We start from the raw sequence: 20,541 nt of genomic DNA on the forward strand, positions 1-20,541 counted from the left end.
TCTGCGGCCAACCTCGTTTCTTCCCGTGCCAGACCAGTTGTATTGCTGGCGCTGTCTGCGGCCAACGTTGGCCGCGACGTGGCTGCTTCATTGTAATGACCCCGACGCCCACCCCATCTTGAGCGGCGCTACCTCCGCCGCCAACCCTAGCTACGTGCCACGCGCTATTTTCTCTAGGCAGCACCCGCTTGATACGCCTGTGGCCTGGCTGAGGCTACTCTTCGGCCAGATAAGGGGTGATGCACTGCATGGCGTGTGCTACGTAGCTGTCTTTTTCACCAACAGGCGCCAGGTAATGCAAGGCGCTTTCTGCAGCAGCAGCCCCTGCCAGCTTGCTGATGACCCAGGCTGCCAGGTAGGCAGATGCGAGACACCCGCCTGCGGTGGCGATGTTGCCTTTGGCAAAAAATGGTTGATTCAGGATGTGAATGCCTGCCTCTTGCACCCAGGGCTTGCTGGTGAGGTCTGTACAGGCGGGGATGGCTTGCAGCAGGCCGAGCTTGGCGAGGATCAGTGTGCCCGAGCATTGTGCGGCCAGTAGCTGCCTGCTTGGGTCTAGCTGTAGCTGGGCCATCAGCTCGGCATTCGCTACTACCTGGCGTGTCTGTACGCCGCTGCCAATTATGACTGCGTCAGCTTGGCTTGCTGCGTGTAATGGTATGTGCGACGTTAGTGTCAGCCCATTCATGGAGCTGACTTGTAGGCTGGGGCTGGCGATGGAAACTTGCCAGTCGGGCTGCTTGATGCGGTTCAGTACGCCGTAGGCGATAAGCGAGTCCAACTCGTTGAAACCGTCGAAAGTCAGTATGGCGATATGCATATGGCTGTTCCACTTGGGTAATTGGCTTGCGAATGGGCAGCGTAAGGTGAAAAATCAGTACATTCAAAAAATTGTACTGGATACATTGCCATGGGCTTGCCGCGTTATAAGCAGTTGGTTGAGAAGCTGGCTGCGGATATTCGTAGCGGGCGCTGCCCGTCTGGCACCCGCCTGCCTACTCACCGGGCGTTGGCAGCACAGGAAGGGTTGGCGCTGGCGACCGCCACGCGTGTTTACGCCGAGCTGGCCGCGATGGGGCTGGTCTCTGGCGAATCTGGGCGGGGGACGTATGTGCGCAATGCTGCGCTGCCTGTTGGCTTGGGTATAGACCAGCCCCTGCTGGGCCAGGATCTGATCGACCTTAATTTCAATAATCCTAATCTGTCAGGGCAGGGGCACATGCTGCGTGATGCACTACGCCAGCTGGCCTTGGTGGGTGAGTTGGATAGCCTGCTGTGCTACCAGCCGCATGGCGGGCGGCTGCGCGAGCGGGCGATGGTGGCTGGCTATCTGGCAGATCATGGTTTACAGGTAGTGGCCGAGCAGGTCTTGATCGTGAATGGCGCGCAGCATGGTTTGGCGGTGGCGATGATGGCTATGCTGCAGCCGGGTGATGCCGTGGCTGTGGATGCGCTGACTTATCCCGGCTTCAAGGTGTTGGCCGATACTCTTCATCTGACCCTGCTGCCTGTGCCGCAGGCTGCAGGGTGGACTGATCTGGATGCGCTGGCGCAGCTATGTCGCCAGCGCAAGGTGCGCGCGGTATACACCATGCCGACTTTGCATAACCCGCTGGGCTGGGTGATGCCTGCCACGCAGCGCCAGCAACTGGTGGCGCTTGCACGCCAGTACGGGCTACTGTTGATCGAGGATGCGGCGTATGCCTTTTTGGCGGATGGTGCGCCACCACCGTTGGCTGCCATAGCGCCCGAGCTGACTGTTTATGTGTCCGGTTTTTCCAAGAGTGTGGCCACCGGGCTGCGAGTAGGCTATGTGGTGGCCCCGCCAGATTGGCGGGCGGCAATGGAGCGCGTGATTCGTGCCACGGTGTGGAATACCCCGGCGGTGATGAGTGCGCTGGCTTGCGGCTGGATCGCTGACGGCACCGTGGCACGGCTGCAGGCCGAGAAGCGGCAGGATGCTGCACGGCGTCAGGCCATGGCGGCTGAGGTGCTGACGGGTATTGCTTATGTCAGCCACCCCGCTTCTTATTTTCTATGGCTGCCCTTGCCGCCGGCAGTGCGCGCAGACCCGCTGGTGGCTGCGCTGCGTCAGCAGGGGGTGGCCGTGTCGCCAGCCGCGCCTTTTGCCAGCACCGTGCATGTGCCGCAGGCTGTGCGTCTGGCGCTGGGTTCTCCTGGGCTGCCAGCCTTGCAGCAAGCGTTGCAGCTGGTGCAGCAAGTACTGGGCAATCTGGGTGATTAGTGGCCGAGTGCGCTTTGGTAACGTGCAGGGTGAAAGCGCAGGGTCATGATCAGCAGGATCAGTACCGTGCCAGCCAGCATTTGCCAGGAAAGTGTATAGCTGGCGGTAAGGTCGCGCAGCCAGCCGGCCGCAAACGGGGCGATGGCAGCCAGCAGGTAGCCTATGCCTTGTACAAAGGCAGTCAGGTCGCCGGCGGTTTGTGCATCGTCTGCGTGTTGCAGTGTCAGGATCATGGTGAGCGGGAACAGGCCGCCAATGCCCGCGCCCAGCAATGCCACAAAGAGCAGGCTGTGCTGGCCGGGTAGCCATGCCAACCCGGCCAGTCCGATAAGGTTGGCCGCCAGGGTAAGCAGCAGCCAGGGGCGCAGGTCGTGGTGGCGGGCGGCAATGATGGGTAGCAGCAGGCCGGTGGCGACTTCAAAAGCTGTCATATAGCTGAGCATCAGGCCGGACTGCTGCGCGCTGTAGCCCATAAAAACAAAGAAGGGTGCCAGCCAGGCCAGGGTGCACACGTACACGCCGGTGCCAATGCCAAAGTACAGCGCCAGCGACCAGGCGCGGGCTTTGCCGAACATGCGGCCGATATGCGATGCGCTGCCGCTGGCGTGGCTGACTTCGGCTGGGGCTTGGCTGTGCCATAGCAGGGCGGCCAGGATGGCGGGGATGGCCCATACGGCCAGCGCCGGGCTCCAGCCCAGATGGCCTGCTAGCCACGGGGTACTGCCTGCGGCCAGGGTGGCGCCACCCATGATGGAGGTAACGTACAGGCCCATCATCAGCGATACCCGGCTGCCACCGTGTTGTTTGATCAGTGCCGGTACCAGTGCCTGCACAATCGCAATGCCCAGGCCGGCAATGCCGGCAGACAACATGAGCGCACTGGTGGTTTCGCTGAGGCGGAGCAGGCAGGCGGCGGCGATGAGCAGCACCCCGGCCAGGATGCCGCCTTTGCTGCCCAGCCAGCGTTTGAACAGCGGCAGGGCGAAGGCGCACAGGCCGATCATGGCGACGGGCAGGGTGGTAAGCAGGGCAGCGCCGCCAAAGCTCAGGCCGGTGGCGGCGCGTATGGGCTCCAGTAGCGGGCCGGTGCCGGCCAGAATGGGGCGCAGGTTGAGCCCGCACAGGATGATCAGGAGTGTTAACAGGGTACGTGTGTGTGATGGCATGGTGTTCCCCATCGGCGGCACACGGCGGCAGGCCGCGCGCAGCCTGACGGTATCAATCAAAAGAAGAGGTCAGGTGTTTTCCAGTGCTACCAGCCAGCGTTGCAGCAGCGTGGCCAGGGCTTGTTGGTCGCTGGCGGGCAGGTGGGATAGCAGGTCGAGCTGGGCGTCTGTGTGGGGTATCAGTGCCTGGTTGACTTTCGCCAGGCCGCTGGCGGACAGGCGGATCATCACGCCGCGCCGGTCGGCGTCGTCTGGCAGGCGCTCTACCAGGCCGGCGTTTTCCAGCTTGTCGATGCGTTTGCTGATGCCGCCGCTGGTCAGTAGCAGCGATTGTGATAACTGCGACGGGCTCAGGGTGTAAGGCTCGCCCTGGCGGCGCAGGGTAAGCAGTACATCGAATTCGCCATACTTCAGCTGATGCTGTGCCAGTACGCCATCGCGAACTTGTTCGAAGTAGCCCATCAGGCGCGCAATGCGCCCCAGCACCGCCAGCGGGGTGGTGTCGAGGCTGGGTTGGCTGTGTTGCCACTCGGCAATAATGCGGTCTATCTGGTCCATGCTGCGTAGTGTAGACAAAACTTCCCCGGAAGTCACTTCCTTGGAAGATAAAAGCGCCATCGGTCGCTGGCCATTCATCCCGGCATGCAGCCGTTTATCGAGGTATGGCAATCTGGGCCATAAGCCTGCAGGTAACCATGCCGCACGGTTTAGCCTTTTTGCATTAACCGTGAGGCCTAAATGATGTCAGCCATCAAAATCGCCCATGTCTACTGGCCGGCTACGCGACAATAGCTGGTCATTTATGCGGATTGGCAGCGTTTTTTACACCCGCAGCTGGCCGCCATGGCGCGGCTGCGGCATGATCTGGCAAACCATGGCCATTTTATCTGCTTGTCTTTGCGCCAGCAGGGCGACCGTAGTGCGCTGGCTCTCAGCCATGAGTGCGGCCGTGGCCGGCCATTGGGCCACTTTACGACCCCCGCTTGCTGGCAGTTGGCCGCGAGCCGGTATTGCTGAATCTGGCCGGGAGGGTGCATGAGCCGAACCCATATCGCGTTGAATATCCGCCGCGAGTTACCGTTTTTGCTGCTGCTGAGTGCCGTCATCGCCACGTTGCTAAGCCTGTCAGGGGAGAACGAGCGTGTCATGTTCACCCTGCTGGTATCCAGCTGCATTGCGCTGCTGATGTGGGGCAGTGCCTGGCTGCTGTGCTCTGCGCTCAAGGTAGAGCGCCTTGCCTTCTGGCAACTATTGCTCTGCATGCCGCCTGCGCTATTGCTAGGTATGAGCCTGGTCGCAGGCCTCTGGCCCGGGGAGATGCTGCAGCGCATGAGCGGTACGGGTGGGCTGGCGCTACAGCTACGCCAATTCGGCATGATGGCACTGGTGACCATGTCGGCAGCCGGGCTGTTTTATTTCCGTTACCAGTACCAGCACAATCTGGCGCTGCTGGCCGAGGCAGCCGGCCGCCAGGCCGATTTGCAGCAGGCAGAAGCTGCCGCCAGGCTGGCGCTACTGCAAGCGCAGATCGAGCCGCATTTCCTGTTTAATACCCTGGCTACTGTACGCAGCCTGATAGGGCAGGATGCCGCGCTGGCACAGCGCACGCTGGACCTGCTAAACGACTACCTGCGCGCCAGCCTTGGCCGTGCCCGCCGCAGCACGGTAACACTCGCCGACGAGCTGGCGCTGGTGACCCCGCTGCTGGATATTGCCTGCCTGCGCATGGGGCAGCGCCTGCATTACCAGCTGGCCATCCCGCCCCAGTTGTTGGGCACCCCCTTGCCGCCATTACTGCTACAGCCGCTGGTAGAAAATGCCCTGCAGCACGGCCTGGAGCCATCGGTAGCCGGTGGCACCCTGAATGTCAGCGCCAGTGCCAGCGGCAAAACCCTGCTGCTGCGCGTAGCCGATACCGGCTTAGGCCTGCGCGCGCAAAGTGGCGATGGCGTAGCCCTGGCCAACGTGCGGCAGCGGCTGGCTACGCTCTATGGTGATGCTGCCCGGCTGTCACTGTACGCCAATAACCCGCATGGCATGATTGCCGAGATAACGCTGCCGCTACCCGCTGAGGCTACATGAGCCACAGCGTGACGGCGGTAGAGTAGCCGGCACCTGCAAGCCTTGTGGCCGGTACGGGCAGGGCTGGCCCCGCAGCGCTTTGCCTAGAGCTACCGTTGTGCGCCTGCCGCAGCTTGGCCGCATCAAGCCCGATTTGCGGTGCCGCCAGCAAGGGATACTCAAGGCCGCTAGCCAGCTGCAGCTACCGCAGCTACCGCGCCGCCACGCGATACAATTTAGCCAGATGTGATGCTGGCTTCTTCCCGCAACCGATGGTTTTTAAAAAATGGGTCTCGGCTTGCCCATCTGGTGGCACATGTGCTGGTGCATGTCTCAGACAAGGAGCTGTCATGCGCGGAAGCCCTGTTTTCGAAAAGGCGCTTTGCCATGCAGCAGCCCGGCACGGGAAACCTGCCGGGCTGTTTTGTTTTTATTGCTGGCGAAAGCCGGGAACCGTTAGTCGCGCTGGCGGGTCTTTGGCCGCATAATGCTTTTTTTGCAAACCGATTCATATAGGATTGATAGCGGTTTTTGTAGCTATCAACCAGCAAGGAGCAGACATGAAACAGGGGATGGCGGGCGTGGGCCTGTTGTTGGCCGCCATGGCGGTGCAGGCCGGTGACTGGCAGGCTGGCATCGGCGCCGGTGTCGGCAGCACCATTTACCGTGGTGACGATAGCAGGGTCGTGGCCATACCGCTGCTGGGCTACCGGGGTGAGCAGTTTTACATACAGGGCCCGGAGCTGGGCTGGAAGCAGCCACTGGGCAGCAATCTGACGGCCACTGCCAAAGCACAGTGGGAGTTTGACGAGTTCGACCCCAAGGATAACGACATCGCTGCGCTGCGCCAGCTGGACAAGCGCAAGCAGGGCGTATTGGTGGGCGGCGAGCTGAGCTGGGCGCTGGACCCGCGCACCACGCTGTCGCTGCAAGCCATGCACGATGCCGGTAGCCGCCATCAGGCCACGCTGACCACGGTGGCGGTAGAGAACGTGTTGCCGTTCAGCACGCAACAGGACGCTTTCGTGGTATCGGCCGGGGCCAGCTACCTGCCGAAGGCCTATCAGCAGTACTACACCGGCGTGAGCGCCAGCGAAGCCGCCCGCAGCGGTTTGCCGGCCTACCAGGCCGACTCGGCTACCCGCTACCAGCTGGGTGCTAGCTGGCGCCACGTCTTCAACCGCAATCTGGCGGTCATGACCCGTGTGTCGGTGAGCCACCTGCCGGCGTCGCTAAAGTGGGACGCTGCCGCGCGCACCGGCAGCCCGCTGGTGGAGCGCAACGTCACCGTTACCGGCATGCTGGGTATCCATTACCGCTTCTGAGCCCTCTGACGATGAAAGCCTCTGTCTGCAATAGCAGGCAGGGGCTTTTTGCTTGTTGGCCGCTTGCGGTCGGCGGCGGCTCAGGCCTCGCCCAGCCAGCTGGCTGGCAAGGCATCTGCCCAGCCAAGCGTGCCCAGCAGGCGGGCAAAGTCGCCGCTGAGTGGTGCCGTCAGCGTCAGCGGCTGGCCGCTGTGCGGGTGGGTGATCTGTAGCTCGGCGGCGTGCAGCAGCATGCGGCCAACCTGGTACTGCGTCTGGAAGAAGCGGTTATGCACGCCTTTGCCATGGGTGGCGTCGCCAATAATCGGGTGGGCGATGTGCTTCAGGTGGCGGCGCAGCTGGTGGCGGCGGCCGGTTTCCGGGTGCAGCTGCACCAGCGCGTAGCGGCTTTGCGGGTAGCGGTCCACGGCAAAGGGCAGCGTGCAGCGCGCCAGCGTGCGGTAGCGGGTAAACGCCGGCTGGGCGTTCAGCTGGGCGTTGCCGTGCACGTATTCGCGCTCGTCCGGCTGGCGGGTAATGGCGTGGTCGATATCGCCGCTATCGGCCGGGTGGCCGCGCACTATTGCCAGATAGGTCTTGGCTGGCGCACGGCTGGCAAAGGCGTCGTTCAGCAGGCGCGCGGTGGCGCTGTCCAGCGCAAACAGCAGCACGCCGCTGGTGCCGCGGTCCAGCCGGTGCACCGGAAACACCTGCTGGCCAATCTGGTCGCGCAGCATCTGCACGGCAAACTGCGTCTCGCGGCGGTCGATCTCGCTGCGGTGCACCAGCAGGCCGCTGGGTTTGTCGATGGCAATCAGGTGCGCGTCGCGGTACAGGATGGTCAGCATGAAGGTTGGCCGCAAAAGGGAAGGCGCGCAGTGTAGCAGTGCGGGGTGAGCTTGGCGATGCCACATCTTGGCGCCAGAAAATGCCAGCAGGCCACGGTTTGGCGCTAGCTAGTGGCAAAACGCTGATATGGGCTATGGCATACGGATTGCTGACATTAACATGACATGATACTGACAAAATGCCTGCGCCCCGTCAGGCACCACCCCACCGAGGATGACCCATGCTACCCCTGCGCACCATTACCTTGTCCCTGCTGCTGGCAGCCTGCGCCAGCGCGCCGAACGCATTCAACTACAGCCCGCTGCCGCAACAGCCGGAAGCCGCCAGTGGCTACCAGGAAAAAGCCGGCTGGGCTACCCGCCAGTACGCGGTGGCGGCGGCCAACCCCTTGGCCACCGACGCCGGGCGTCAGGTGCTGGCCGCCGGTGGCAGTGCCATGGACGCTGCGGTCGCGGTGCAAATGGTGCTGGGCCTGGTAGAGCCGCAGAGTAGCGGTATCGGCGGCGGCGCCTTCCTGCTGTATTTTGATGGCCAGGCGGTAAGCGCCTACGATGGCCGCGAAACGGCACCCGCAGCGGTGGACGACAAATTGTTCATCGGGAGCAATGGCAAGCCGATGGCCTTTAACGATGCCGTGGTGGGTGGCCGCTCTGTTGGTGTGCCCGGCGCAGTGGCCATGCTGGAAATGGCGCACCGCGAGCAAGGCAAGCTGCCATGGGCTGCGCTGTTTGCCCCGGCCATTAGCCTGGCGGAGCAGGGTTTTGCCGTTAGCCCGCGGCTGTACACGCTGCTGAAGGCCGACCCATTCCTGAAGCAGGATCCGGTAGCCGCAGCTTACTTCTACCAGCCCGACGGCCAGCCGTGGCCGGTGGGGCACATCCTGAAAAACCAGCCCTACGCCGAGGTGCTGAAAGCCATTGCCCGCCAGGGCAACCGCGCTTTGCAGCAAGGCAGCATTGCGCAAGCCATCGTCGCCAAGGTGCAGGGCCATGCGGCCAACCCCGGCAAGCTGACGCTAGCCGACCTGGCCGCTTATCAGCCCAAAAAGCGTGACGCGCTGTGCAGTGACTACCGCGCCGCCAGCCGCGATTACCGCTTGTGCGGCTTTCCGCCGCCCAGCAGCGGCATGATCGCGGTGGGGCAGATTCTGGGCATGCTGGCCAACACCCCGGCGGCCAGCCTGCCGCTAGAGCAGGGGGCGGACGGCAAGCCGCTGCCGTCGCCGCAATGGCTGCACCTGTACACCGAAGCCTCGCGCCTGGCTTTTGCCGACCGCGCCAAATACGTAGGCGACCCGGACTTTGTATCACCACCGGGTGGCAGCTGGCACACCATGCTGGCGCCGGCTTACCTGGCCAGCCGTGCCAAGCTGATCGGCGATAACAGCATGAAAACGGCCCAGCCTGGCCAGCCCGGCGCGCTCAGTACCGCGCTGGGCGTGGCGGCGGCGCAGCCAGAATACGGCACCAGCCACATCAGCATCATCGACCGCTATGGCCACGCGCTCAGCATGACCACCACCATCGAGGCGCAGTTTGGCGCCCGCCAGATGGTGAACCCGACGGGCCAGGGCGCGGGTGGTTTTCTGCTTAATAACGAGCTGACCGATTTCAACTTTGTGCCCAACGACAGCAGTGGCCTGCCCACTGCCAACCGCGTAGAGCCGGGCAAGCGCCCGCGCAGCTCGATGAGCCCCACGCTGGTGTTCGACAAAGCCAGTGGCCAGGTGCTGATCAGCGGTGGTAGCCCGGGCGGTGCGCTGATCATCCACTACACCGCCAAAACGCTGTACGGCATGCTCAACTGGGGCATGAACGCGCAGCAGGCCATTAACCTGCCCAACTTCGGCGCCACCGGCGCCCCCACCATGCTGGAAGAAAAACGCTTTCCCGCGGCGACGGTCGATTGGCTGAAAGCGCATCAGCACGAGGTGCGTGAAACCGAGATGACCAGCGGCCTGCAAGCCATCGGCCGCACGCCTGGCGGCTTCTTCGGCGGCGCCGACCCGCGCCGTGAAGGGGTGGTGATGGGCGAATAAGCGCGAATCTGCTATGTGCGGCTGCTGGTCATGCGCAGCCAGCGCAGCGCGCGGCATGGGCATCCTGGTGAACTTGTCATATAGAAGCATTGCTGTTGGCATTTTTACGGCGTAACAATGGCGCATAGGGCGCAAAACCGTGGCCCGTGTTACCTGGCTGTTGTGGCCATGGTTGCTTACCGCCGGGGGAATGCCATGGCAAAAACCGTTAACCGTGTGGCGTGGGAATGGGCCTTTGTCGCCATTACCGCTTTTTGGGGCTGGTCGTTCTCGGCCATCCACTTTGCGCTGCAAAGCCTTAGCGACGCCGCGTTCAACACCTGGCGCTTTGCCCTTGCCGCGCTGTGCCTGCTGCCTATCTGGCTGCTACGGCGCACACCGCTGTCGCGGCACGATGTGGTGGGCGGCGGCCTGGCTGGGCTGGCGTTGTTTGCTGCGTTTCTGTTGCAAACCAAGGGCTTGCGCTACACCACGGCGTCCAATGCCAGCTTTATTACCGGGCTGGCGGTCATCATCACGCCTTTGCTGGCGTGGCGCTGGCTGGGTATTACCCTTGGCCGCCAGCAGCTGGCCGGCGCGCTACTGGCAGCCATCGGCCTGGGCATGCTCACGCTATCGGACATGCAGCTGCGCCTGGGCGACGTGCTGGTGCTGGGCAGCGCGTTTTTCTTTGCCGTACATGTGATCGTGCTGTCGCGCGCCAGCAAGCTGGCCGATACGCTGAACATCACGCTGGTGCAGCTGCTGGTGGTGGCCGGCTTGTCTGCCGTGCAGGCCGGGCTGGATCGCTCGCTGCTGTGGCCGAACCTGCCCACGCTGCTGCACAGCGTGCTGCCGATTGCACTGCTGGGTACCGCTCTGGGTTTCTTTGTGCAGACACGGGCGCAGGTGGGGTCGTCGCCCAACAAGATTGCGCTGATCATCGTGATGGAGCCGGTATTCGGTGGCCTGTTTGGCTACCTGCTGGCAGGCGACCGCCTGACGCTGTTCAACTGGTGCGGCGCGCTGCTGATTGTGCTGGCGATGCTGCTGACCGAGTGGCAGTTTGGCCGGCGCAAGGCGGTGCCCGGCTAGCGACGGCGAGGCGGGGGGATAAAAAAGCGGCCAACCTTTTGCCAGGTTGGCCGCTTTGCGTAGCTGATAGCTTGATCGCTTTACTTGACGACGGTTTTGCCAAAATCCACACGGCCGAAGGGGCTGACGTTATAGCCGCTGACGTTGGTGCTTGTTAGCGCTGCGGCAGTGGGGTGGGCCAGCGGTACCCACAGTGCCTGCTCCTTGATGATCTGCTGGGCGCGGGCGTAGTTGGCCGCACGCAGTTTCGGGCTGGCGTCGCGGCGGGCGTCGGTGATCAGCTTGTCCAGCGTGGGGTCGCAGAAGCGGGCAAAGTTGGTGCCGCTCTGTACCGCTGCGCAGCTGAATTGCGGGGTAAGGAAGTTGTCGGCGTCGCCGTTGTCGCCGGCCCAGCCCATGAACAGCACGTCATGCTCGCCCGCTTTGGCGCGCTTGATCAGCTCGCCCCATTCGATGACCTTGATCTCGGCCTTCACGCCGATCTTGGCTAGGTCGGCCTGCAATACTTCGGCGCCGGCTCTCGGGTTGGGGTTTAGCGTGCTGCCGGTGGGGCGAATCCAGATGGTGGTGTCAAAGCCATTGGGCAGGCCGGCGTCGGCCAGCAGTTTCTTGGCGCGGGGGATGTCCAGGCTGTAGTCCTTGATGGCTTTGTTGTAGCCAAAGGTGGACGGCGGGAACGGGTTGACGGCGGCGGTGGCGCTGCCGGCAAATACCACTTTCAGGTAGTTGGCCTTGTCGAAGGCCAGGTTCACGGCCTGGCGTACGCGCTTGTCGTCAAACGGTTTGTGCTGGCTGTTCAGCGCGATGAAGGCGGTGGAGAACATCGGCACGGTCAGCACCTTGATGCGGGCGTCGCTGGCGGCATCGCTGATGTCTTGCGGCTTGGGGCCAAGTGCAATCTGGCATTCGCCGGTTTTGACTTTTTGCAGGCGTACTGCGCTATCGGGCGCAATGGCGTACACCAGGCGCTCGACTGCCGGCTTGCCGCCGAAGTAGGCAGGGTTGGCCGCATAGCGCACGGCGCTGTCTTTGGCCGAGCTCTGGAACACGAAGGGGCCGGTGCCGACCGGCTGCGCGTTCAGCTGCTCAAAGTTGCCGGTTTTGGCCAGCTGGGCGGCGTATTCGGCGGAGTAAATGCTGGCAAAGCCCATGGTGAGCAGCGGCACCAGGGTGGCGTCGGGCTGGTTCAGCTCAAAGCGCACGGTACGGGCGTCTACTTTCACCACGGCTTTGATCAGCTTGTCCAGCTGGAACGATTTGGCGTGCGGGTAGCCATTGGGGGCGCTTTTGAACCACGGGTGCGCGGGGTCGGTCATGCGCTGGAAGCTGAACACCACGTCGTCGGCGTTCAGCGCGCGGCTGGGGGTAAACCAGGCGGTTTTGTGGAAGGCGACCTTGTCACGCAGGGTGAAGGTGACCGACAGGCCATCCGGCGCTACCTGCCAGGCGCTGGCCAGGCTGGGTACCACTTTGCCCTGGCGGGCGTCGTAATCCACCAGGCGGTTGAACAGGACGTCGGCGCTGGCGTTGGTGGTGGTCAGCGAGTTGTAGCGCACCACGTCGAAGCCTTCCGGGCTGGCTTCGGTGCAGACGGTCAGCGGTTTGGCCAGTGCAGGCAGCGAGAGGGCCAGCAGGGCGGCGAGAGCGGTAAGGCGGGCAGTCATGGCGTGTCCTTATGGGTCGGCGGCGGTGCAAAGTGCCCGCCGGGCAATAATGGACAACAGCATACCGAAAGCATGTATTGCTATGCCAAGCATTATTTACGCTAAGCATTTTCCCGATTTGCACAAAGCTGCCGCGTAGGCGCTTAGGCCGCACTGCGGCCAACCTTGGGCTGGTCTGGGCGCCTAGCCGTAGCGTTGCAGTAGCGGGGTGGCGGTGCGTTGCAGCAGGCTGGCCAAGGTAGACAGCGCCAGGCGATGGCGGCCGTGCAGGTGGTGGGCAAACACGGCGGTGTATTCCAGGTGTGGCACGCCGCCACGGTGGCGTTTGAATTCGCCGGCGCCGCTGCTGTAGTGCAGCGCTAGCTGGCGCTCGTGCGCCTTGGCCAGCAGCAGGGCCATCAGCTGGCGGTACAGGCCCAGCTCGGCCGGTAGGCTGGTGTCGTAACCCAGTAGCGGGGTGGTGAGCCAGCCGTAGCGCTCATACAGGCCGATGCAGCCGACTATCTGGCCATCCAGTGCCAGCGCGTGCAGCGCCAGAAAGCGCTGCTGCAGGCACAGGCGGAAAAACGCCGGGGTGAAGTCCGGGTTCAGCGCGGAGTGCTTATCGATAAACAGCTGGCGAAAGCAGCGCTGCAGGGCGGGGATGTCGGCTTCGCCGAGCTGATCCGGGCCCAGTACGGTGAGCTGGCTGGCTTGCAGCAGCTTTTGGTCGCGTTTGACATTGGCGCTGCGCCACACGGCAGGGTCGGCGGGCTGGCACAGGTACACCTGGCGCGCGGGGATGAGCAGCCAGCCCTGGGCTTGCAGCAGGGCGGGCAGGCCGGGGTTGGCCGCATCGCACACATTGCGCAGCAGCAGCGGGGCGTCTGGCTGGCGCGCCAGCAGGGTATCGGTGAGCAGGGTCAGCTCGTCTTCGCCCCATTGCGGGTGCAGGTTGGTGGACAGCAGCCAGTTATTGACGTGCCAGGCGCTGTCCAGCCGGGCGGCGCTAACCAGCCCGGCCAGCGGCCCGCTGGCGGCGGCGGCCAGCAGGCGGGTAGTGCGCCCGTGGCGAGCGGCCTCGGCCTGCGGGTAGTGCAGCCAGGCGGCACGCGGGCTGGCAACGTAGCTATCGCCGCTGGCCTGGCGGGTGAGCCGGGTGACCGGGATGGCAGGCGTGCCGGCATCGCTACAGCAGACCTGGCAGGGGGCGTTGGCCACCCAGTGCTGGCCGCCCAGCTGGCGTGCCTGGCTTAGCCAGTGGGCGTGGCCGTCTAGCAGTAGCGGGTTTTCCAGGCGGCTCATGTGCGCTTGATGTACACGTGTACGCCGCCGTAGATGGCGGCGCGGTCGCGCTGGTGCAGCTGGCGGTTGTAGTTGGGGTCGGTTTCCCAGCAGGCCAGCAGCTGCGGTGCCAGGCGGCGTTCCAGTGGCGAGGCGCTGCCGCCGGTGCGGAACACTACGCGGGCGCCGGGGGCGGCGGTGCGGGTAACCTGGCGCCACAGCGCATTAAGCTGGGTGTCGTCCATCCAGTCTTGTGCATCCAGGAACACGTAGGCGTCCAGGCTTTGCGGTGCGCGCTCGTCCAGAAAGTCGGTAAGCGAGTGGTGGTGCAGCTGCAGCTTGCCCAGCTGCTGGCGGATGGTGTGGTAATGCGCTTGCTGCAGGTAGAGCGGCAGGCTGCGCTGGTTGTCGGTGTCGTAGCGGCGGGCAAAGGCTTGCTGCGCGTAGGGGTTTTCGCTCAGCGGGAAGTCGCAGGCCAGGCGGCGCATACGGCTTTCAAACAGGGCGGGCAGGTTGCCGCCCGCGTCGGCACGCAGCTCGGCAAACTGGGCCGGTGGAATGCCCATGCTGTACAGCAGGCTTTCGCGGTGGCACAGAAAGCGCAGTAGCGGGTGGCGGAATACAGGTGCCAGGTGGCGGTCGAACAGGGCTTTTTGTTCTTCGATGCTAGTGGCTTTGGCCAGTTTGCCCAGGTTGCCACCCATCAGCCGGGCCAGCACATGGCCCAGGCCGATAAAGCGCCCCAGCAGGCCGTGGCGGTAGGCGTGACGGGTAAACAGTGCGTAGCGCGGCGTACCCCAGATATTGTTGTGTTCCCAGTATTGGCGGGCACTTACCGGCAGGGCGGCAGCAATGTAGCGGCGGTAGCGCTGTGCGTTCTGGCGCTGGCTGGCATCGCCCAGAAAATCCAGCAGGGTGGCGTAGTCTGGCAGCTCGGCAAACGCGGTTTTCTTGAGCGCCAGCATGGCCAGGTGGGTGTCGTTGAGGTCTACCGCGTGCACCTCGGCCGGCTGGCGGCTGAGGTAGGCCAGGGCGTTGCAGCCACCGGACGAGATGGTGAGCAGGCGCATGCCGGGGCGCAGCTGCAGCGCGGCGATGTCTACTTCCGGGTCTTCCCAGATCTGGGCGTATACCAGGCGGCTGAACCAGCTGGCAAACAGGCGGTCGCCAATGGCTTTCAGGCCGGTGGTGGTGGAGTTGCTCACTGCCTGGCTAACTAGCTTGTGCGTGCTCATGCGGCCTCCTGATGATGTTTCATCGAATAGTGCGGGCTTGGCATGGCAGCTTGATGACAAACTGGTTGCGCTGCGATGACGCGGGGGGCTTGACAGGTGTGTTACAACATAACATAAGCTAATGTTACGTTATAACGCCGGAGTGAGCCATGCCAGCCAAACAAGACCCCCGCCTGCCCGTTACCGTGTTGTCCGGTTTTCTGGGTGCCGGTAAAACCACCTTGCTGAACCATATCCTGAATAACCGCGAGGGCCGCCGCGTAGCGGTGATCGTGAACGATATGTCCGAGGTCAACATCGACGCGCAGCTGGTGCGCGAAGGCGGCGCCGCGCTGAGCCGCGCCGAAGAAAAGCTGGTGGAAATGAGCAATGGCTGCATCTGCTGCACCTTGCGCGAAGACCTGCTGGTGGAGATACGGCAGTTGGCCGCAGCCGGCCGTTTTGATTATCTGCTGATCGAATCTACCGGCATTGCCGAGCCGCTGCCGGTGGCAGAAACCTTTACCTTCCGCGACGACGACGGCCACAGCCTGTCCGATATCGCGCGGCTGGACACCATGGTCACCGTGGTGGACGGCTTTAATTTTCTGCGCGATTACGGCTCGCAAGACTTCCTGCACCAGCGTGGCGAAGCGGCCGGCGAAGAAGACGAGCGCACCGTGGTAGACCTGCTGATCGAGCAGGTGGAGTTTTGCGACGTGATTGTGCTGAACAAGACCGACCTGATGTCGGCCGGCGGCATCCTGCGGCTGGAAGCCATTCTGGCCACGCTCAACCCGCGTGCGCGCATCGTGAAAAGCCACTTTGGCCGTGTGCCGCTGGCTAGCGTGCTGGATACCGGCCTGTTTGATTTTGACGCGGCGGCGGACGCCCCCGGCTGGCTGCAAGAACTGCGCGGCGAGCACGTGCCGGAAACCGAAGAGTACGGCATTACCAGCTTTGTTTACCGTGCGCGCCAGCCCTTCCACCCGCAGCGTTTTTACCAATGGGTACAGCAAGAATGGCCTGGCGTGGTGCGCTCCAAGGGCTATTTCTGGCTGGCTACCCGCCCCATGCTGGTGGGCAGCTGGTCGCAGGCGGGTGCCATGTCACGCCATGGGCTGGGCGGGCTGTGGTGGGACGCGGTAGACCGCGCCGACTGGCCGCAAGACGACGAAAGCCGCGCCATCATCACCAGCCGCTGGGCCGAGCCCTGGGGCGACCGCCAGCAAGAGCTGGTGATCATCGGCATGGGCATGGACCAGGCTGCGCTGACCGCGGCATTTGACGCCTGTTTGCTGACCGACGCCGAGCTGGCCGCCGGCCCGGCCGCCTGGGCCAGCCTGCCAGACCCGTTTCCACAGTGGGGCGAGGTAGAAGAAGACAGCGAGGCGCTGCCAGCATGAAAGCGGACATCCTGATTCGCAACGCGCGGCTGGTAAACCGTGGCGACGTGGCCGAAGGCGACCTGCTGGTGTACGCAGGGCGTATCGAGCGCATTGCCCCCGCTATCGATGCCGACGCCCGGCACACTATCGACGCAGCAGGCGGCTGGCTGCTGCCCGGCATGATCGACGACCAAGTGCATTTTCGCGAGCCGGGGCTTACGCATAAAGGCTGCATCGCCACCGAGTCGCGCGCGGCGCTGGCCGGCGGCATTACCAGCTTTATGGACATGCCGAACACCACGCCCACCACCACCACGCTGGACGCGCTGGCGCACAAGGAATGGTTGGCCGCACAGCACAGTGCGGCCAACTATGGCTTTCATTTTGGTGCCGCCAGCGACAACCTGGACCTGGTGGCCGCGCTGCCGCCTGGCCGCGTGGCGGGGGTGAAAGTGTTCATGGGCGCCAGCACCGGCAATATGCTGCTGGACGACCCAGCACTGCTGGAGCGCCTGTTTGCCAGCGTGCCCACCATATTGCTGGCGCACTGCGAGCATACCCCCACGGTAGCGGCCGACACCGCGCGGCTGCAGGCACAATACGGCGACGAGGCAACGGCAGCGCTGCACCCGCAGGCACGCAGCGCCGAAGCCTGCTGGCAGAGCAGCAGCCTGGCGGTAAGCCTGGCGCGGCAGTTTGACACCCGCTTGCATGTGCTGCACCTCACCACCGCCCGCGAGCTGGGGCTGTTCGATGCCGGCCCGCTGGCGGGTAAGCGCATTACCGCCGAGGCCTGCGTGCACCACCTGCTGTTTGACGAGGCCGATTACGCCATGCTGGGCAACCGCCTGAAGTGCAACCCCGCAGTGAAAACCGCCGCCGACCGCGCCGCCTTGCTGCAGGCCGTGGCCGATGGGCGTATCGATGTGATCGGTACCGACCACGCGCCGCATACCACCGAAGAAAAAGCCCGCCCGTACTGGCAGGCGCCCAGTGGCCTGCCGCTGGTGCAGCACGCGCTGCCGGCGCTGATGGGCCTGGTGGACAACGGCGTGCTGACGCTGCCGCAGCTGGTGCAGAAAACCAGCCATAACGTGGCCGAGCTGTTTGGTATACGCGATCGCGGCTATCTGGATGAAGGCTGCTGGGCCGACCTGGCGCTTGTGGCGCCTGGCGCCGGCCCGGTGCTGCCGGTGATGTCGCGCTGTGGCTGGTCGCCGTTCGAGCACCACCCGCTACGCCACCACGTGCGCGCTACCGTGGTATCCGGCCAGCTGGGCTGGTATCAGGGCCGCTTGCAGCCTGGCGTGCAGGGGCGGGCGCTGCAGTTCGCCGGCAGGGTGGGGGGCTGATGCGCGATATCGTTATCACACCGCATCTGGCGGATTGGCCGCAGATCTTTCAGCCCCAGGTGCAGCTGCTGTGCTGGCAGCGCCCCTTGCCCGCCGGGGTGGCCGGCTACCTGGACAGCCTGGCCGCCAGTGGCAGCTTGCGGCTGGGCTATCGCGGCGTGCTATCGGCTGGCGAAGCGCCCGTGCTGGCCGCCTGGCCGGCGGGCGCGGGGCGGCAGGCGCTGCAAGACGACATTGCCCTGCTGGCCGATATGTACGCCACCTTGCTGGGCTGTGCGCAGGTGGGCTGGCGGGTAGAGGTGCTGGATGGCAGCATGTGCCCGCGTTTTCATGTGGACCGCACCGGCATCCGCCTGGTGTGCACCTGGCGCGGGCCGGGTACCGAATGGCTGGCCGCAGCAGCGGCCGACCGCCGCTTTCTGGGGCGTGGCAGTGGCGGCTTGCCCGACGAAACCTCCGGCCTGATGCGCACGGCAAAGGTTGGCCGTAGCGTGGCGGGCGACGTGGTGCTGCTGAAAGGTAGCCAGTGGCAGGGTAATGGCGATGGCGGTGCCATCCACCGTTCGCCCGCCGTGGGTGGCCAGCCGCCACGGGTAATGCTGGTGCTGGATGCCATGTATTGAGGGGCAGGTCATCACGGGGGTGATTGCATTTGCCTATGGCATATCACTACAGATGGATACGTTTTGCTTGATCTGTATCAGGTTTGGCGGGTGTACATAGGTGGCGCTTATTGCTACGATAAAAAGAATTAATCGCATTTGCTGATGCGGTTTTCTTACCAGCAAGGAGCGCGCTTTGCCACATACTGCCACCCCGCTGCACCAGCTGCCCAAGGGCGCACGTGCCACCATTGTCGATATCGCCAGCCACAGCCATTTTGGCGAGCTGGACGCGCAAGTTACCCAGCGCCTGAAGGAGCTGGGCTTCTTGCCCGGTGCGGTGCTGCAGGTGATCGGTTTTGGCCTGTTTGGTGCCGACCCGGTAGCCGTGCGCATTAACGGCACCAAGTTTGGCCTGCGCCGCAGCGAAGCCGCCAAGATCCTGACCACTGTTCACCCCGCCTGATTCCGCCATGTCTTCATCTCTATTGCGTTTTGCCCTGGTGGGTAACCCCAATTGCGGCAAGACCGCGCTGTTTAACAGCCTGACCGGTGCGCGGGCCAAGGTGGCCAACTATGCCGGTGTGACCGTCGAAAAACGCCTGGGCAGCCTGGCTGGCCTGGGCCGCCCGGCCGAGCTGATCGACCTGCCCGGTACCTATAGCCTGTACGTGGCCTCGCCCGACGAGCAAGTAGCGCGCCGCGTGATCCTGGGCGAAATGGCCGGCGAGGCCGCGCCCGATGTGCTGGTAGCGGTAGTGGACGCCACCAATATCAAGCTGGGCCTGCGCCTGGTGCTGGAGCTGCAGGCGCTGGGCCTGCCCATGATTCTGGCGCTGAACCTGGCCGATACGGCCCGCAGCCGCGGCATTACCATCGATACCGCCATGCTGTCGCAACAGCTGGGCATGCCGGTGGTAGAAACCGTGGCCGTGCGCAAAAACGGCGTGGCCGACCTGCACGCCGCACTGGCACAGTGTGCCCGCAGCGCCGGCAGCCGCAGCGGCCGCCTGGCCCTGCCCGAGCGCGCCGAGGCGGTGGAGCACCTGTACGCCCGTATCGATACGCTGCTGGCCAGCAGTGTGTCGGCGCCGTCGCACGCCCCGGCGTGGCAAGACCGGCTAGACGCGCTGGTGATGCACCCGGTGCTGGGCCTGGTGCTGCTGGCCACCATTTTGCTGCTGATGTTCCAGGCGGTGTTTGCCTGGGCCGCGCCGGTGATGGACGCCATCGACGGCAGCATGGCGTGGCTGGGTGAAACCGTGGGCAGCTTGCTGCCGGCCGGCATCCTGCACGACTTTGTGGTGGATGGCCTGATTGCCGGCGTAGGCGGCGTGCTGGTGTTCTTGCCGCAGATCATCATCCTGTTCGCCTTTATCCTGGCGCTGGAAGATTCCGGCTACCTGCCGCGTGCCGCGTTTTTGCTGGACCGCCTGATGCGTGGCGTGGGGCTGTCCGGCCGCTCGTTCATCCCCATGCTGTCCAGCTTTGCCTGCGCCGTGCCCGGCATTATGTCTACGCGTAGCATTGCCGACCCGAAAGAGCGCCTGCTGACCATCCTTACCGCGCCGCTGATGACCTGCTCGGCGCGCCTGCCGGTGTACGCGCTGGTGATCGGTGCTTTTGTGCCGCAGCACACCGTGTGGGGCGTGTTTAACCTGCAGGGGCTGACGCTGTTTGCCTTATATGTGGCCGGTATTGTCAGCGCCGCGCTGGTGGCCTGGGTCATGCGTGGCCGCCAGGTGGCGAGCCAGGGCTTTCCACTGCTGCTGGAGTTGCCCAACTACCGCTGGCCCAATGCGTACCACTTTGCGCTGGGGCTGAAAGAGCGCGCGTGGATTTTCCTGCGCCGCGTGGGCACCATCATCCTGGCGCTGTCTATCGTGCTGTGGTTTCTGGCCACCTTCCCGCATGCGCCGGTGGGTGCCACGCTGCCGGCGATCGAGTACAGCTTTGCCGGCATGCTGGGCAAGCTGATGCAGCCGCTGTTCGACCCGCTGGGCTTTAACTGGCAAATGTGCATTGCGCTGATCCCCGCCATGGCCGCGCGCGAGGTAGCCGTGAGCGCACTGGCTACCGTGTACGCGGTAGGCGGCGAGGACGCGCTGGGTGGTGCACTGGCGCACGACTGGGGGCTGCCGGTGGCGCTGGCCTACCTGGCATGGTTTGTATATGCGCCGCAGTGCCTGGCGACCATTGCCGTGGTGCGCCGCGAAACCAACTCGCGCCAGGCTACGGCCATATTTACTACCTACCTGTTTGGTCTGGCGTACCTTGGCGCGCTGCTGGTGCGCCACATTGCTGCCCTCTGGGCATAAGGA

General features: G+C 64.1%; 18 protein-coding genes. 11 read left to right on the forward strand and 7 right to left on the reverse strand.

Translation table 11 applies throughout. From position 1 onward, the window contains the following. Positions 1-214: 214 nt before the first annotated feature. Positions 215-820 (reverse strand): DJ-1/PfpI family protein, encoded by a 606-nt coding sequence (locus FLQ44_RS02125; protein ID WP_147692834.1) that lies wholly within the window; start codon positions 818-820, stop codon positions 215-217. 90 nt (positions 821-910) lie between these two features. On the opposite strand from FLQ44_RS02125, the gene FLQ44_RS02130 reads away from it, so the two are divergent. Next, complete coding sequence (locus FLQ44_RS02130; protein WP_147692835.1) at positions 911-2,245, forward strand: aminotransferase-like domain-containing protein; 1,335 nt, start codon at positions 911-913, stop codon at positions 2,243-2,245. Here the strand turns inward: FLQ44_RS02130 and FLQ44_RS02135 are convergent. Continuing rightward, positions 2,242-3,411 carry a cyanate transporter gene (locus FLQ44_RS02135; RefSeq protein WP_170252719.1) on the reverse strand — a complete coding sequence of 390 codons (1,170 nt, stop codon included), beginning with the start codon at positions 3,409-3,411 and terminating at the stop codon, positions 2,242-2,244. The genes FLQ44_RS02130 and FLQ44_RS02135 overlap by 4 nt on opposite strands. Before the next feature lie 69 nt (positions 3,412-3,480). Next, positions 3,481-3,987 (reverse strand): MarR family winged helix-turn-helix transcriptional regulator, encoded by a 507-nt coding sequence (locus FLQ44_RS02140; protein ID WP_170252720.1) that lies wholly within the window; start codon positions 3,985-3,987, stop codon positions 3,481-3,483. Positions 3,988-4,446: 459 nt separating this feature from the next. On the opposite strand from FLQ44_RS02140, the gene FLQ44_RS02145 reads away from it, so the two are divergent. From FLQ44_RS02145 to FLQ44_RS02155, 3 genes are all read left to right on the forward strand, one after another. Further along, on the forward strand, positions 4,447-5,493 hold the full coding sequence (locus FLQ44_RS02145; RefSeq protein WP_147692838.1) for a sensor histidine kinase: 1,047 nt from the start codon (positions 4,447-4,449) through the stop codon (positions 5,491-5,493). A 228-nt stretch (positions 5,494-5,721) separates the two neighbouring features. Further along, positions 5,722-5,988, forward strand: coding sequence for a hypothetical protein (locus tag FLQ44_RS02150; protein ID WP_147692839.1), 267 nt, complete (start codon positions 5,722-5,724; stop codon positions 5,986-5,988). A 44-nt stretch (positions 5,989-6,032) separates the two neighbouring features. Further along, on the forward strand, positions 6,033-6,797 hold the full coding sequence (locus FLQ44_RS02155) for a MipA/OmpV family protein (RefSeq protein WP_147692840.1): 765 nt from the start codon (positions 6,033-6,035) through the stop codon (positions 6,795-6,797). An 80-nt stretch (positions 6,798-6,877) separates the two neighbouring features. On the opposite strand, the gene FLQ44_RS02160 is transcribed toward FLQ44_RS02155, so the two are convergent. Then, positions 6,878-7,624, reverse strand: a complete 747-nt coding sequence (locus tag FLQ44_RS02160) for a pseudouridine synthase (protein WP_147692841.1) — start codon at positions 7,622-7,624, stop codon at positions 6,878-6,880. A 221-nt stretch (positions 7,625-7,845) separates the two neighbouring features. On the opposite strand from FLQ44_RS02160, the gene FLQ44_RS02165 reads away from it, so the two are divergent. Then, complete coding sequence (locus FLQ44_RS02165) at positions 7,846-9,663, forward strand: gamma-glutamyltransferase family protein (protein WP_170252721.1); 1,818 nt, start codon at positions 7,846-7,848, stop codon at positions 9,661-9,663. Positions 9,664-9,858: 195 nt separating this feature from the next. Further along, positions 9,859-10,737 (forward strand): DMT family transporter, encoded by an 879-nt coding sequence (locus FLQ44_RS02170; RefSeq protein WP_147692842.1) that lies wholly within the window; start codon positions 9,859-9,861, stop codon positions 10,735-10,737. Between the two features lie 80 nt (positions 10,738-10,817). Here FLQ44_RS02170 and FLQ44_RS02175 read toward each other — a convergent pair whose 3' ends face one another. The 3 genes from FLQ44_RS02175 to FLQ44_RS02185 all read right to left on the reverse strand — a co-directional run bounded on the left by FLQ44_RS02175 (position 10,818) and on the right by FLQ44_RS02185 (position 14,899). Next, positions 10,818-12,401, reverse strand: a complete 1,584-nt coding sequence (locus FLQ44_RS02175) for an ABC transporter substrate-binding protein (protein WP_147692843.1) — start codon at positions 12,399-12,401, stop codon at positions 10,818-10,820. 183 nt (positions 12,402-12,584) lie between these two features. Then, positions 12,585-13,685 carry a GNAT family N-acetyltransferase gene (locus FLQ44_RS02180; protein ID WP_147692844.1) on the reverse strand — a complete coding sequence of 367 codons (1,101 nt, stop codon included), beginning with the start codon at positions 13,683-13,685 and terminating at the stop codon, positions 12,585-12,587. Further along, entirely contained in the window at positions 13,682-14,899 is a 1,218-nt protein-coding gene (locus FLQ44_RS02185) for a BtaA family protein (protein WP_147692845.1), read from the reverse strand. Before FLQ44_RS02185 ends, FLQ44_RS02180 begins: the two co-directional genes overlap by 4 nt. A gap of 149 nt (positions 14,900-15,048) precedes the next feature. Between FLQ44_RS02185 and zigA the strand changes: the two genes are divergently transcribed. The 5 genes from zigA to feoB all read left to right on the forward strand — a co-directional run bounded on the left by zigA (position 15,049) and on the right by feoB (position 20,538). After that, positions 15,049-16,284 (forward strand): zinc metallochaperone GTPase ZigA, encoded by a 1,236-nt coding sequence (gene zigA, locus FLQ44_RS02190; protein ID WP_147692846.1) that lies wholly within the window; start codon positions 15,049-15,051, stop codon positions 16,282-16,284. Continuing rightward, entirely contained in the window at positions 16,281-17,618 is a 1,338-nt protein-coding gene (locus FLQ44_RS02195; protein ID WP_147692847.1) for a dihydroorotase, read from the forward strand. The genes zigA and FLQ44_RS02195 overlap by 4 nt, the downstream gene beginning before the upstream one ends. After that, positions 17,618-18,241 carry a DUF1826 domain-containing protein gene (locus FLQ44_RS02200; protein WP_147692848.1) on the forward strand — a complete coding sequence of 208 codons (624 nt, stop codon included), beginning with the start codon at positions 17,618-17,620 and terminating at the stop codon, positions 18,239-18,241. Before FLQ44_RS02195 ends, FLQ44_RS02200 begins: the two co-directional genes overlap by 1 nt. A 175-nt stretch (positions 18,242-18,416) precedes the next feature. Further along, positions 18,417-18,686: a FeoA family protein gene (locus FLQ44_RS02205; RefSeq protein WP_147682210.1), complete on the forward strand. Its 270-nt coding sequence runs from the start codon at positions 18,417-18,419 to the stop codon at positions 18,684-18,686. Between the two features lie 7 nt (positions 18,687-18,693). Continuing rightward, the gene (gene feoB / locus FLQ44_RS02210) at positions 18,694-20,538 is read left to right on the forward strand and encodes a ferrous iron transporter B (RefSeq protein WP_147692849.1); all 1,845 of its coding nucleotides are present in this window, start codon (positions 18,694-18,696) and stop codon (positions 20,536-20,538) included. Positions 20,539-20,541 lie beyond the last annotated feature (3 nt).

Source organism: Vogesella mureinivorans, from assembly GCF_007644035.1.
In the GTDB taxonomy this organism is placed as follows: Bacteria; Pseudomonadota; Gammaproteobacteria; order Burkholderiales; family Chromobacteriaceae; genus Vogesella; species Vogesella mureinivorans.